At 72.4% G+C, this 12,988-nt stretch carries 11 protein-coding genes; 9 read left to right on the top strand and 2 right to left on the bottom strand.

All coding sequences use genetic code 11. The features are described 5' to 3' along the window. Nucleotides 1-149 precede the first annotated feature (149 nt). Nucleotides 150-3,491, bottom strand: coding sequence for a DEAD/DEAH box helicase (locus DV701_RS04265; RefSeq protein ID WP_114927211.1), 3,342 nt, complete (start codon nucleotides 3,489-3,491; stop codon nucleotides 150-152). 694 nt (nucleotides 3,492-4,185) lie between these two features. On the opposite strand from DV701_RS04265, the gene DV701_RS04255 reads away from it, so the two are divergent. The 6 genes from DV701_RS04255 to DV701_RS04230 all read left to right on the top strand — a co-directional run bounded on the left by DV701_RS04255 (nucleotide 4,186) and on the right by DV701_RS04230 (nucleotide 8,811). Further along, nucleotides 4,186-4,443 (top strand): hypothetical protein, encoded by a 258-nt coding sequence (locus DV701_RS04255; RefSeq protein WP_162802786.1) that lies wholly within the window; start codon nucleotides 4,186-4,188, stop codon nucleotides 4,441-4,443. A 213-nt stretch (nucleotides 4,444-4,656) separates the two neighbouring features. Then, entirely contained in the window at nucleotides 4,657-5,466 is an 810-nt protein-coding gene (locus tag DV701_RS04250; protein WP_162802785.1) for a hypothetical protein, read from the top strand. Continuing rightward, nucleotides 5,463-6,134 (top strand): S8 family serine peptidase, encoded by a 672-nt coding sequence (locus DV701_RS04245; RefSeq protein ID WP_114927207.1) that lies wholly within the window; start codon nucleotides 5,463-5,465, stop codon nucleotides 6,132-6,134. The genes DV701_RS04250 and DV701_RS04245 overlap by 4 nt, the downstream gene beginning before the upstream one ends. Nucleotides 6,135-6,225: 91 nt before the next feature. Next, nucleotides 6,226-6,387: a muconolactone Delta-isomerase family protein gene (locus tag DV701_RS04240; RefSeq protein WP_162802784.1), complete on the top strand. Its 162-nt coding sequence runs from the start codon at nucleotides 6,226-6,228 to the stop codon at nucleotides 6,385-6,387. 766 nt (nucleotides 6,388-7,153) lie between these two features. Next, entirely contained in the window at nucleotides 7,154-8,476 is a 1,323-nt protein-coding gene (locus tag DV701_RS04235; RefSeq protein ID WP_228255212.1) for a hypothetical protein, read from the top strand. Nucleotides 8,477-8,508: 32 nt separating this feature from the next. After that, nucleotides 8,509-8,811, top strand: coding sequence for a hypothetical protein (locus tag DV701_RS04230; protein ID WP_114927205.1), 303 nt, complete (start codon nucleotides 8,509-8,511; stop codon nucleotides 8,809-8,811). A 25-nt stretch (nucleotides 8,812-8,836) separates the two neighbouring features. Here DV701_RS04230 and DV701_RS04225 read toward each other — a convergent pair whose 3' ends face one another. Beyond that, nucleotides 8,837-9,766 (bottom strand): acyl-CoA thioesterase, encoded by a 930-nt coding sequence (locus DV701_RS04225; RefSeq protein ID WP_114927204.1) that lies wholly within the window; start codon nucleotides 9,764-9,766, stop codon nucleotides 8,837-8,839. A gap of 59 nt (nucleotides 9,767-9,825) precedes the next feature. Between DV701_RS04225 and DV701_RS04220 the strand changes: the two genes are divergently transcribed. Genes DV701_RS04220 through DV701_RS04210 form a run of 3 tightly spaced genes read left to right on the top strand, consistent with a single transcriptional unit; the run spans nucleotide 9,826 to nucleotide 12,986 of the window. After that, nucleotides 9,826-10,557: a CDP-alcohol phosphatidyltransferase family protein gene (locus DV701_RS04220; protein ID WP_114930740.1), complete on the top strand. Its 732-nt coding sequence runs from the start codon at nucleotides 9,826-9,828 to the stop codon at nucleotides 10,555-10,557. Beyond that, the gene (locus DV701_RS04215; protein ID WP_202863627.1) at nucleotides 10,554-11,321 is read left to right on the top strand and encodes a class I SAM-dependent methyltransferase; all 768 of its coding nucleotides are present in this window, start codon (nucleotides 10,554-10,556) and stop codon (nucleotides 11,319-11,321) included. Before DV701_RS04220 ends, DV701_RS04215 begins: the two co-directional genes overlap by 4 nt. A 54-nt stretch (nucleotides 11,322-11,375) precedes the next feature. Beyond that, a complete protein-coding gene (locus DV701_RS04210) occupies nucleotides 11,376-12,986 on the top strand; it encodes an alkaline phosphatase family protein (protein WP_162802783.1) in 1,611 nt (536 codons plus the stop codon). The last annotated feature ends 2 nt before the right edge of the window (nucleotides 12,987-12,988 follow it).

Here is a 12,988-nt window from a genome sequence, read left to right as displayed (position 1 = left end):
GTGCCCGGCGCTGGGCACGGCGACAAAACTAGCGGCGGTGTGTCGCGGGTATGTCGCGGTGCCACGGATCGCCTGGTCCTCGCGGTAGCGCAGGAGGCTGGCGCGGCGGCCGTCACCGTCGGCGTCGTCGACCTGGGCCGTCCGGCGTCCTACCCCTCGAGCAGGGCGCGGATGTCGTCGGCACCGAGTGGGGCGGCCATCAGGCCACCCTCGTCCACGACCTTGGCGAAGAGCTCGCGTTTGTGCTCCTGCAGGGCGACCACCTTCTCCTCGATGGTGTCCTGGGCCACCAGGCGGTAGACCATCACCGTCTTGTCCTGGCCGATCCGGTGGGTCCGGTCCACCGCCTGGGCCTCCACGGCCGGGTTCCACCACGGGTCGAGGACGAAGACGTAGTCGGCCTCGGTCAGGGTCAGCCCGGACCCGCCTGCCTTGAGGCTGATGAGGAAGACCGGCGCGTCGCCCTCGGTGAACTGCGCGATCCGCCGGGGCCGGTCCCGGGTGCGCCCGTCGAGGTAGACGTGGTCGACCCTCTCTGCGTCCAGGCGCTCGCGCACCACCTTGAGGAAGCCGGTGAACTGGCTGAACACCAGGCAGCGGTGCCCCTCGGCGACCACCTCGACCAGCTGCTCCAGGAGCGCGTCCACCTTGCTGGGGCGGGCGGACGCAGGTGCGTCGGGCACGACGAGGTGCACGTCGAGGCTCAGCTGCCGCAGCCGGGTCAGCGCAGCCAGGATCGCGATCCTGTTGCGGTCGACGTCGCCGAGCAGCCCGAGGATCCGCTGCCGCTCCCGCTGCAGGTGCGTGTCGTAGATCCGCCGGTGCGAGGGGTTGAGCGGCACCCGCACCACCTGCTCGATCTTCGGCGGCAGGTCGCGGGCCACCGCCTCCTTGGTGCGGCGCAGCATGAGGGGGCGGATGCGGCGGCGGAGCGTGCCCAGCCGCTCGGGGTCGGCCCCGGACTCGATCGGCCGGCGGAAGTGCTTGCCGAAGGTATCGGGGGAGGGGAAGAGCCCGGGCGCGCCGAGCGAGAGCAGCGCCCACAGGTCCATCAGGGAGTTCTCCAGCGGCGTGCCGGTGACGGCGACCTTGACGGGCGCCCGCAGCCGGCGCACCACCTGGTAGGTCCGGGAGCGGAAGTTCTTCACCGCCTGCGCCTCGTCGAGGATCACCGCGCTCCAGGGCTGCCGCGCGTAGTGCTCCTCATCGATGCGGAGCAGGGTGTATGACGTCACCACCACGTGCGCGCCCGCGACGGTCTCCGCCAACGCCCGGCCCGCACGGTGCGCGGTCTCGGTCACCGCCGCGACCTTCAGGTGCGGGGTGAAGCGGGCCGCCTCCTGCTCCCAGGTCGCGATGACACTGGTCGGCGCCACCACGAGCATCGGCCGCTCGACCGACAGCCGGCCCTCGGCGCGTGCGTGCTCGGCCGCGGCGAGGACCTGCACCGTCTTGCCCAGGCCCATGTCGTCGGCGAGGATGCCACCGAGCTCGTGCTCCCAGAGAAAGGACAGCCACCGGTAGCCGTCGAGCTGGTAGTCGCGGAGGGTCGCCAGCAGGCCCTCCGGGGGCTCGGGCAGGGGAAGCTGGTCCAGGGCGAGCAGCGCGCCCACCGTCCGCTGCCACCGCTGGCTCTGCTCGGCCACGACGCCGAGCGAGACGAGCTCCTCCCACAGGCCGGCCTGGAAGCGGTTGATGCGCAGGCCGGGCCCGGTGTGGTCCTGCAGCGCGCGCGCCTCCTCGACCAGTCCGCGCAGGGTATGCAGCTCCGGCGCGTCGAGGGCGAACCAGGTGCCGTCCGGCAGGAGCAGGGCCTCGTCCCCCAGGGCGAGCGCGGACAGCAGCGTCGGCAGCGGGACCGGCCGGCCGCCCACGGACACCTCGATCGTCAGGTCGAACCAGTCCTGCGTCGCCGGACCACCGTGCTGCACACCCTCGGCCTTCCCGCCGGGCTCGTCGACCAGGTCCCTGGTCGCGACCGCGACGACCGGGGCCTCGTCGATCTCCTCGTAGGGCAGCGCCTCGCCCACGAGGATGACGTCGACGTCCTCGCGCGCCTGCAGGGCCGGCAGGACGTTCTGGACGAAGCGGACGGTCGCCCATCCCGTCAGCTCCGTGTCCAGGACCACCCCGAGCCGGGACCTGCCGGCCACCGGGATGCGCAGGCCGGGGGCCCCGTCGAGGACGTCCAGGCTGGCCAGCAGCGACTCTTCCTCCGCCGCGTCGCGCACCACCGACCGGTCGGCCTCGACGTCGAGACCACGAAGGAGCGGCACCTCCAGGACCTCCTCGTGCACGGCATACCTGAAGGTCCAGTGCAGCCGGGTGAGGTGGTCGGGTTCGAAGCTGACCACCAGTCCCAGCCGCGGGGGCGCGATCTCCGGCAGCTCCACGCTGCCGTCCGAGGAGGTCACCCGCGCGTGCTGCCGCAGGGCCGGGTAGTAGCGGCCCAGGAAGCGACCGGTGTCCGCGGCGGGAACCCGCAGGGCTCCGGCAGTCCCGATCAGCGCGGTGAGCGAAGCAGTGAGGGGTCTGCTCAGCGGTGCCAGGAGCAGACCAGTGCCGTCCTTGGCGAGCAGCCCGTGGCCCGGGCGTCCCAGGAGCACGGGCCCCTCGCTCGCCCCGGGAAGGTCGACGACCGGGGCCAGCGTGATGTCGCCGGCATCGTCGCGGGTGAGGTCCAGCGCGAGCTCGACGGGGGAGTCGAGGAGAGTGACCGGTGCGCTGCCCTGGTGGCCGGTGACCAGCGCCACCCCGGCCCGCTCGACGTCCGCGAGCAGGGCCCAGAGCCCGGACCCCAGGGTGTCGCTGTCGATCCACTCACCGACGGTCTGCCACTGCGAGATCTGCGCGCGGTAGCGGTAGGCCTGGAGGATGGCGGCGAGTGCGGTGCGGTGGCCGGGGTGGACGCGGGAGTAGCCGTGCTGGAGGTCGGACCAGGAGGCCCCGGACTTGACCCAGGCCCCGGAGGTGCCCTTCAGCAACGGGCGCAGCCGCAGGCCCCGTGCCGGTGCCGCCGGCGAGGAGCGCTGCCGGTCGAGCTGCAGCGCGAGGGGTGCGAGGGACGGGTCCGCGGGAGCCGGTGCCAGGTCGGCGACGACGGGGGACAGCAGCGCCTCCCAGCTCGGCACCGGCATGACGGCCGACGTGCGGGCGGCGGCGGGGCCCGGCCACGCCTGCGCCTGTGCCTGCAGGAGGACTGCAGCCGCGTGCTTGCACTCCATGCCGACGGGGCAGGAGCAGTCGCTGTCGATCTCGTCGGCGAAGGGGTCGTCGTCGTCCGGCACCCACCAGACGGACGTCTGGTAGCGCCGGGCGCCGTAGACGGTGGCGGTCAGCGCACCGAAGCGGTCCATGGTGAGGCCGTGGACCGCCCCCTGGCGCTGGTAGGTGACGCCCCGTTGCAGGGTCGTCCGTCCGAAGTGGTCCTCGAGGTCGGCGCGGCTCAGGGTCAGCACCCAGGATGGGACGACGAGCTCCGGGACCGGCACCGGACCACCTCTCCTCTCCACGGGCGCAGGACCGCGCCCCGGGTGAGCATAGGGCGTGCGGCTGACATGCCTGAACAGGCCGCTCGCGGCAGGTCGTGACCGACCCAGAAGGACGAGGCGGCGGCCGGAGGAGCGTCGTCGGCGACGCCTGTCGGTTCGTGGCCGTCGGGATCGTTGAGCGACCTGCTGCTCGGGCGCTGGCTGTCTCGCGGGGAGCCGCTGCCCGCACGTCACACGGTGGAGGCGACCCTGGAGACGTTCTGGAGGTTCCTGCGCGCGACGGGGAGAATGGCCCGCTCCTCGCCCGATCTGAGGGCGCTGCGGGTGCAGCTGCGGCAGGCCGCCCTGCTGGTCTGGCTGCCCGACGTCCCGACCGGCGACACGGTCGTGCCGCCCGAGGTCGCTGCGCAGGACGAGGCGGAGGACAGGCTGTCCACCTGGAACGCCGCCAGCAACGCCGAACGCTTCTGGGAGGAGTCCGACCGCCCCCGCACGCCCTTCGTGCGCCCCCTGGACGTGACGAGCAAGGACGACCAGGCCTGGTTCGAGCGCTCGTCGCCCTCCCTGAGCGCGCCATGTGTCAGGGCGTCCCTCTTCGTACAGCAGTGTCTGGCCCTCGCCGACCAGATCGGGGACGGCGTCGTGGTGAACGAGGACGGGAGCTCTTCCATACCTGTGTCACGAGGTGCCCGAGGTGCTCGTCCGGTGGTGGTGGGAGTCGGACGGGAACGACCTCGGCAGCCGGTCGTCGTCGCCGGACAGGGCGGCCAGCGACGAGGGGATCCTCGAGGCGCTGGACCTGATCCGCGACCTGGGCCTGGTGGAGCAGCTGGGCGAGGGCACACCCTTCGTCCCGACGGCGTTCGGTCACGACGCCGGCCTCAGCTTCATCCACGTCGGCATGCAGGGCGGCTTCCTGCGGGCCGAGGCCCGGGAGCGGCTGGCCAGCTGACCGCCTCCTCGAGCCGCGGTCAGCCCATCATGTCGACGAGGCCCTCGCCCACGCAGTCGCCCTGCGTCGCGTCGGTGCCGGGCCGGAAACATGGTCGAGAAGTCGTGTCCCCGGCCGGGGCCTGGGAAGAAACCGACACCGGCGTCCGGTCCGGCACTACGCTCGTGCCACAAGGCTCCGGAAGGGGCCGCCCTGGCTGCGCAAGGAGTCGCCATGAGCGTTCTGGTAGTCATGTCCGCACTCACCCCGTTCCTCGCCGAGGACGCGGCCGTCACGACGGCTCCGGTGCCGGGTGGTTCCGGCGCCGCCGTGGCCGCCACGACGCCCCTGATCGGACTAGCCTGGGCCAGCCTGGGCCTGTCCGCGCTGGCGGTGGGGGTGGCGCTGATCTTCATGTATGCCTATCACCAGCGGCTCATCAAGGTCGTGGAGATGTGGGTGCGACGTGGTGGACAGATCACGGCGACCGACGACCACGTCCGGGACGAAGGACTGGCGGGGGCGCAGGCCGCCGGGTTCGGCATCATCTCGGATGCGGAGAACGACTCCGTCGAGCCCGGTCAGGTCGTCGCCTTCCAGGCGACCGGCGTCGACGACGAGAAGACGAACAAGGTCATCTGGATCACGGCAGAGGGATTTCCGCGCGAGGAGACGGGCCCGACGTTCAGCAGCAGGGCGCCCACGACGGGGACGTTCACCGTGACCGCCACCGCCGACGGCGAGAAGCCGGCGACCATCACCCTCACGGTCAAGGAGAAGTCCGGTGCGCAGGACGCACCGGGGCCGACGGTCGCCCTGCCCTTCGCGATCCGCGGGTGGGGCGGCCTGGTGATCACCATCCTGGGGCTCGGGATCGTCGCAGCCCTCATGTTCGCCAAGGTGGTGTCAGCCGAGGGTGGTCTGGCCATCCTCGGGACCCTCCTCGGGGTGGGCGCCGGGTCCGCGTTGACGTCAGGCAAGTCCGACGCTGAGCCGGCCTCGACCTCGGCCGGCCAGTCCGACGAGAGCCCCACGGGCTCGTGACGGACCAGTCAGAGCTCCTGTCTCCGGACGGGGACGGCTTCGCCCCCGGTGATCCCGTGCGCCTGCTCACGTCCAGCCTCGCCCCGATGATGCCCAGGCTGCACCCGTCGGCGGGGCAGTGGCTCGTCCCCGCGGTGGCACCCCTCCGTGCGGGCGGGCTGGACGGGAGCGGCATCACGGCGGTGGTCGTGGACACAGGGGTGCTGCCCGACCACCCGTCGCTACGGGGTCGCGTCGACGCCATGATCGACCTCACAGGGACGGGGCGGGAGGACCGGCACGGCCACGGCACCGTGGTCGCCGCGATCCTCGCAGCGCAGGCGCCGGGGGTGCGGATCATCAGCGTCAAGGCCGTGCGCGACGACGGGACGGCCGACGTGTCGCTCCTGGCCGCGGGGATCGTCCGCGCCGGACTGGAGCTCCCCGACGGAGGCACGGTCAACGTGTCCGCCGGACGTCGGACCCCCGGCTGCTCCGGCACGTGTCCCCTGTGCAGCGCCGTCATCTCGCTCAAGGCCGGTGTCGTCGTCGCCGCCGCGGCCGGGAACCTGCCGGGCATCACCTACTGCCCGGCACGCAGCACCATCTCCGTGGGCGCAGCGGTGAGCTGGGATGCCGACGCGGACTTCGACTGCCCCCCGCCGGAGTGGACGCTCCGGCCCGGCTGAGCGAAGTTCGTGGCTGCTGCGCGGCTGACCTCCGGTGATGCGTGCAGAGCATCAATCAGATCCAACTTGTTCTTGTCACGCACCGACGTTGATGTCTACGGTCGGGATCTCCGGGCACTTCGCCAACTACTGCCTCTTCGACGTGGAGTCCCACGAGGAGATGCACGAGTGCGTCTCCGGGCTGCCGATGTTCGGCTTCATCAGCACGCAGGTGGAGGCGCTGAGCCGGCACCCCAACGCGATCGGGCGCTGACTCGAAGATGAGGTCAGTGCTGGGTGTCAGGCGGCTCACCGGGTTGGACGGCGAGGGGCTGGCCAGGTCGGCCTGCCCGGTGGGCGCCCGGCGTCGTGGGGTGTGACTTTCGGCGTGCACAACGGCCCAGAACCCCCTCCTGGAGGCCTTGTCCGGGTCGTTGTGCACGCCGATCGTCACAGCTGCCGCCACGTCAGGGCAGGCTTGCCCGAGCTGGCCACCACCGCCGCCGGTCTGGGACCGTGCGTGGTCCGACGTCGCGCAGCCGACCACGGACCACGGTGACCAGCCCGGGATCTTCCGGTTCCCACGAGGGCCGCGACGCGGCCCCGGGCACTGAGCTGAGGGCCCGGCTGGAGAGCGGGAGGCGCCCCGGAGCCGCCGACCGATAGGTGGCCAGGGGGATCTGGAGACGGATGTCGCGGATCGTCGACGCTGCAGGGCGTCGACGATCCGCGACTTTGCGTTCGCAGACCCCCAACGCTCGACGAGCAGGACCGTCGTGTTGTCCGAGACGGGGTCAGCGCGGGGAGGTAGCGCTGCGCCAGCCCGGTCACCCTGAGCCGCCGGCTCGCTACGAGGGGGAACACCTGGCCGTGAGGAGGGGCCGGGCGGCGGGCGCTCCCTGCCGACCCGGCGGTGAAGGCGAGAACGACGCTTCTGGTCGAGCACTGGGGGCAGACAAAATGCGTGGGCGCCTTCCCTGTCGGACTCTCGCACTATGCTCGGCGGACCGAAAGCCAGTGCGTGACGAAGGGGTCCGAAAATGTCTGAAGAGTCCTGGCACCTCGCGCGATTGATCCCGACCTCGGGTATCTCCGGCGCAGAAGAGCAGGAGCGCCGCGCCACGTCTGCCCTGCTGGCGGTCATGGGGGCCGTGCCTGAGTTCAGCAGGGCGATGCTCAAACCGCTCGGCGCACCTGCAGGCAGGATCGAGTGCTACATCGAGGTGCCTTTCGATCTCGGAGAGAAAAGGTGCTACCCGGACGGACTGATCCGCGTTTCCCGGGGGAGCCGTACCTGGGTGGCCCTCGTCGAGGTAAAGACCGGAAGAAACGAACTTGCCACGGCCCAGCTCGAGAACTACCTCGACATCGCCAAGGAGCAGGGGTTCGACGCGCTCATCACGATCAGCAACGAGATCCCCTCCGTCGCCGGCCAGCACCCCACGACGGTCGACAGGCGCAAGCTGCGCAAGGTGTCCCTCCACCACTGGTCGTGGACCTATCTGCTCTCGGGCGCCGTCATGCAGAAGGAGCACCGTGGTGTGTCCGATCCAGACCAGGCGTGGGTGCTCGGCGAGCTGATCCGCTACCTCGAGCACCCGAAGTCGGGTGCCCTGGAGCTGGACGACATGGGTGGGGGCTGGGTCGCGGTGCGCCAGGCCGTGCGCTCCTCCACCCTGCGGGCCACCGACAAGTCGGCCCCTGAGGTGGTCTCGCGCTTCGACGCGCTCCTTCGCTACGCAAGCCTGCGGCTCGGCCGCAGGCTCGGCACCGACGTGATGCACGCGCTCAGCCGCCGGGAGCTCGCGGATCCGACGCTGAGGACGCAGTCCGCGCTGACGAGCCTGACCGAGGAAGGCACCCTGAGCGGGGCGATCCGCATCCCCGACGCCGTCGGGAACGTCCACGTCACCGCCGACCTGCGGGCCAGCCAGGTCACCTGCCACCTCGACATCGACGCGCCCAGGCAGGGGCGAGCCCGGACCCGGGTGAACTGGCTGGTGCGCCAGCTCAAGGACGCTCCAGGCTCGGTCCGGATCGAGGCGTTCGTCGCGAACGCGCGCGGGGCGGGAGCCACCGAGCTGCTCGAACGGGTGCGGGAGGACCCGGACAGCTTGATCCTGGACCCGACGAAGGAGATCCGCAGGTTCCGCGTCGAGATGAGTCAGCCGATGGGCCTCAAGCGCGGCCGAGGTCGTGGGGCGTTCATCGACTCGTTCCTGGAGCTGCTCGACGCGTTCTACAGCGACGTCGTGCAGACACTCAAGGCGTGGTCCGCGTCACCGCCCAAGCTCAGGGGCGAGGCGGAGCCGGAGCCAACCAGCCTCACCTCGACGTCGCTCTCCTCCCAGGACGGAGCGTAAGGCTCGTAGCGAACCGGGTCTACGTTGGAACCATGCTCCTGGACGAGATCGATACCTTCGCCACGTCGCTGGACGGGTGCAGGCGCAAGGGGCATCCCGGCCGGGTCGCCTGGTACGTCCGCGACCGGCTGGTCGTGCGCGAGGACGAGCCGGGCACGGTGCTCGTGCGCGTCGGCTTCGACGACCGCGAGAGGCTCCTCACGGCATACCCGGAGACGTTCGGGGTCCCACCCCGCTGGGAGGCGCACATGAAGGTGCAGGCCGACCTCGACGGCGACGCCGGTGCGATCTGCGAGGCGATCCGCCTCGCCTGGGACATGCAGCGTCGCGACTGACGCCTCTGTCGGGACGGGAACAGCCCTACTCGCCGAACCGCTCCCGGATCGCGACCAGCTCGACGGCGTGGTCGTCCAGGGCCCGGTCCTCCTCGCTGACGGGCTCCCACCTCGGCACGGTCGCGGCTCGGCGCTCCTCGTCGAGGACCACGAACACGGTGCGGCAGAACGTCGTCAGCTCCAGCCGGCCGGTGGCCGGGTCGCCGGAGCGCACGTGCACGCCGACGTGCACCGCGTGCGGGCCGGTGTGCAGCAGCCGGGCCTCGACCTCGACCAGGTCGCCGATGCGCAGCGGCTGGTAGAAGCGGACGCCGCCGGTGAAGACCGCCACGTTGAGCGGGTTGTGCGTCCACCGGGTCACCAGCACGTGCGCGGCCTCGTCGATCCAGCGCATGACGATCCCGCCGTGCACCTTTCCGCCCCAGTTGACGTCGGTCGGCGCCGCCAGGAAGCGCAGCACCTCCCGCGGCGCGGTGCCGACCGCGCTGTAGGTCTGCTGCTCCATCGCCGCCTGCACCTGCCCGCGCAGGTCCTTGCGCCGCTCGGCCCAGTCCGCGAGCAGCCGCTCCTCCATCGAGCGCGGCTCCAGCGTCGGCACGGGCGTCGGTCGCCCGTCCTCGCCGACCGCGACGAAGATCATCAGGCACTGCGTCGCCGGCTCCAGCCCGCCCGTCGTCGGCGGTCCGGAGCTGACCTGCACGGTGATGTGCATGCTCGACCGCCCGGTGAGGATGACCCGGGCCCGCGCCTCGACGAGGTGGCCGACCTCGACCGGCCGACGGAAACGCACGTTGCCGACGTAGGCGGTGACCGTGTAGCCCCCGCTCCACCGGGCGGCCGCGGCATACCCCGCCTTGTCGATCCACTCCAGGACCCGGCCCGCGCCCACGCTGCCGGACCGACCGGCGTCGGTCGGGGCGGCGAGGAAGCGCAGCGTGATCTCGGGGTCGCGCACGAGGTCAGGGTATGCCGTCCGCCATCCAGGAGGCGGTCTCGTCCGTACACTTCCTCACCATGCCGACCGCGCGTCCGAGGCACCTGCGCACGGCCGTGACCCTGCAGGTCGTCCTGCTGGCCGCGGTGGGTGTCGTGCTGCGCTGGGGACCGATCGGCTGGGTCGCCGCGCTGGTGAGCCTCGTGGTCGTCGACGTGGCGACCGCCCGCCTCGCGCGCTCCTACCGTGTCGTCGCCCTCGGGCCGGCGGACGTGGTCACGCTGGTGAGGCTCGCGCTCAGCTGCGGCATCGTCGCCGTCGTCGTCGGGTCCTCCGCCGCGACCTCCGCCCGACCGTTCGCGGTGGCGGTGCTGGGGGCCGTGGCCCTCGCGCTCGACTGGGTCGACGGCCGTGTCGCCCGCCGCACGCGGACCGCCTCGCCCTTCGGCGGGCGGTTCGACGGGGAGGCCGACGCCTTCCTCCTGCTCGTCCTCAGCGTGCCGGTCGCGGCGGGATTCGGCTGGTGGGTGCTGGTCGTGGGCCTGGCGCGCTACGGCTTCGGCGTCGCCGGCGTGGTGCTGCCGTGGCTGCGTGCGCAGCTGCACTTCCGGTACTGGCGCAAGGTCGTCACCGCGACCGCCGGCATCGCCCTGGTGGTGGCAGCGGCGGACGTGGTGCCGCGTCCGCTGGCCAGCGCCGCCCTGGTCGTCGCCGTCGCCCTGATCGGCGAGTCCTTCGGGCGGGACATCTGGTGGCTGCGGAGCCATGCGCCGGTCCGCCACCCGCAGCCCGCGGCGGGAGGGCCGGCGTGAGCCTGCAGGAGGTGGCGCGCCTGGTCGAGGGCGCGTGGGAGCGGGCGAGACGGGAGGCCTACGGGCCGGGGGAGTTCGTCGACCAGCACGGCTTCATGCGGGCCGGCGAGATCCTGGCGCTGGCCACCCGGGCGGGCGTCGACCCCTGGACGCGCGTGCTCGACCTGTGCTGCGGTCCCGGAGGACCCGGCCGGCTCGTCGTCCAGGAGCGGGGCTGCGCCTACCTCGGGGTCGACGCCAGCCCCGCCGTGGTGGAGCTGGCGCGCGCGCAGGGGGAGCGACTGGGCCTGCGCCACGACGTCCTGCGCGTGCCGCCCCTCCCACCGGGACCCTTCGACGTCGTCCTGCTCCTGGAGACGATGCTCGCCTTCCGCGACAAGGAGACGCTGCTCCGCCAGGTTCGGGATGCCCTGGCCCCGGGCGGGCGGTTCGCCCTCACCGCGGAGGTCGGTCTGCCGCTCACCCCCGCCGAGCGCGCGGCCATGCCCGCCCCCGACACGGTCTGGCCGGTCCTGCTGACCGACCTCCTGGAGCTGCTCGAGCACGTCGGGCTCGAGGTCACGTGGACCGAGGAGGTCAGCGCCGCGCACCTGGGCGTGGTGGAGGCGCTCCTCGCGCGGTTCACCGCGGACGAGGCGCGCATCGCCGCGCAGGTCGGTCGGGACGTGATGGACGACGTGCTGACGGCCCACCGCCTGTGGCAGGACTGGCTGCTCAGCGGGCGGGTGCGCAAGTACGCCCTGGTGGCCCGACGCCCAGCCTGAGCGAGCACCCCATACCTGCTGACCGCAGGTCTAGCGTGAGGCCACGGAGGCGCGATGCGACAGGTCCGATCACCGGTGGTGACCGTGCTCGCCTGCGCGCTGCTCTGGGTCGTGCTGGTCCTGCCCGACGCGGTGGACGGGCTGTCGCTCGGGGCGTTCCTGCGCGTCCCGGTCGAGGGACTGCTCGTGGTCGCCCTGCTGCTGGTACTGCCCGCGCGGGCCCGCCGGCCCGTCGCCCTCCTCCTGGGTATGGCGTTGAGCCTCGTCGTCCTGCTCAAGACGCTGGACCTCGGCTTCTCCGCGGTGCTGGACCGCCGCTTCCACGAGTTCTACGACTGGTCCTACGTGGGGCTGGGCTATGCGGTGCTGCGGGTGTGGGTCGGCCCGACGGGGGCGAGGGTCGCGCTCGTCGCGGTGGTCGTCGCGGCAGCCGTCACCGTGTCGTTGCTGGTGCCCGCGACGCTGCGGGTGCAGAAGGTCGTCGCCAGCCACCCGCGGACGACCGCGCGGGTGCTCGGTGCGGCCGGCGTCGTCTGGGTCCTGGGCGCGCTCACCGGGTTGCAGGTCGCGGGCACCCCCGTCGCCTCGGCCGCCACCGCGAGGCTGGTCTCGGACCACGCGGTGAGCCTGGTCGAGGACTCCCGGGCCGGGACGAGCTTTGCCCGCGCGATCGACGACGACCCGTTCGCCGACGCCGGAGAGGACCTCCTCGCCGGGCTGGAGGGCAAGGACGTGCTGCTGGTCTTCGTCGAGAGCTACGGCCGGGCCGCGCTGACCGAGCCGACGATCGCGCCGGGCGTGACGGCCGTGCTCGAGTCCGGGACGGAGGAGCTGGGGGAGGCCGGCTTCTCCGCGCGCAGCGCCTACCTAACCTCGCCCACCTTCGGCGGCAGCTCGTGGCTGCCGCACGCCACGCTGCAGACCGGACTGTGGACGGACAACCAGGCCCGCTACGACCAGCTCCTGGCGGCCGACCGGCTCACCCTCACCAGCGCGTTCGGCCAGGCCGGGTGGGACACCTCCTTCGTCCTCCCGGCGGTGCGGACCGGATGGCCGGAGGGGCAGGCCTTCTACGGGTTCGACGAGCTCGTGGGCGGCGACGACCTCGGCTACCGGGGACCCGAGCTGGGCTGGGGCGCCATCCCCGACCAGTACACGCTCTCCGAGGTCCGGCGCACGCTCCTCGACCAGACCGACCGCCGTCCGGTCATGGCCCAGGTCGACCTCGTCAGCAGCCACCTGCCGTGGCCCCCGCCACCGCCGCTGGTCGGGTGGGACGAGGTGGGTGACGGCTCCGTCTTCGGGTGCATGCCCGGCTGCGGACGCGACCCGGCCCAGCTGGAGGGGATGGCGCACGTGCGCGAGCGCTACGGCGAGTCGGTCCGGTACGTGCTGCGCACGCTCACCTCGTTCGTCGCCTCCCACCCCGACCCCGACCTGGTGGTCGTGCTGCTGGGCGACCACCAGCCCTGGACGTTCGTGACGGGCCCGGGCCCGGGTCACGACGTGCCGGTGACCATCATCAGCGCCGACCCCGAGGTGCTGGACCGCGTGGACGGCTGGGCGTGGAGCGAGGGCATGCGGCCGGCCGACGACGCCCCGGTATGGCGCATGGACGCCTTCCGAGACCGCTTCCTGACGGCCTTCTCGGGACGGGGTCCGTGAGC

The organism is Ornithinimicrobium avium, from assembly GCF_003351765.1.
Taxonomy (GTDB): domain Bacteria; phylum Actinomycetota; class Actinomycetes; order Actinomycetales; family Dermatophilaceae; genus Ornithinicoccus; species Ornithinicoccus avius.
This window is presented reverse-complemented; position numbering and strand designations above follow the sequence as displayed.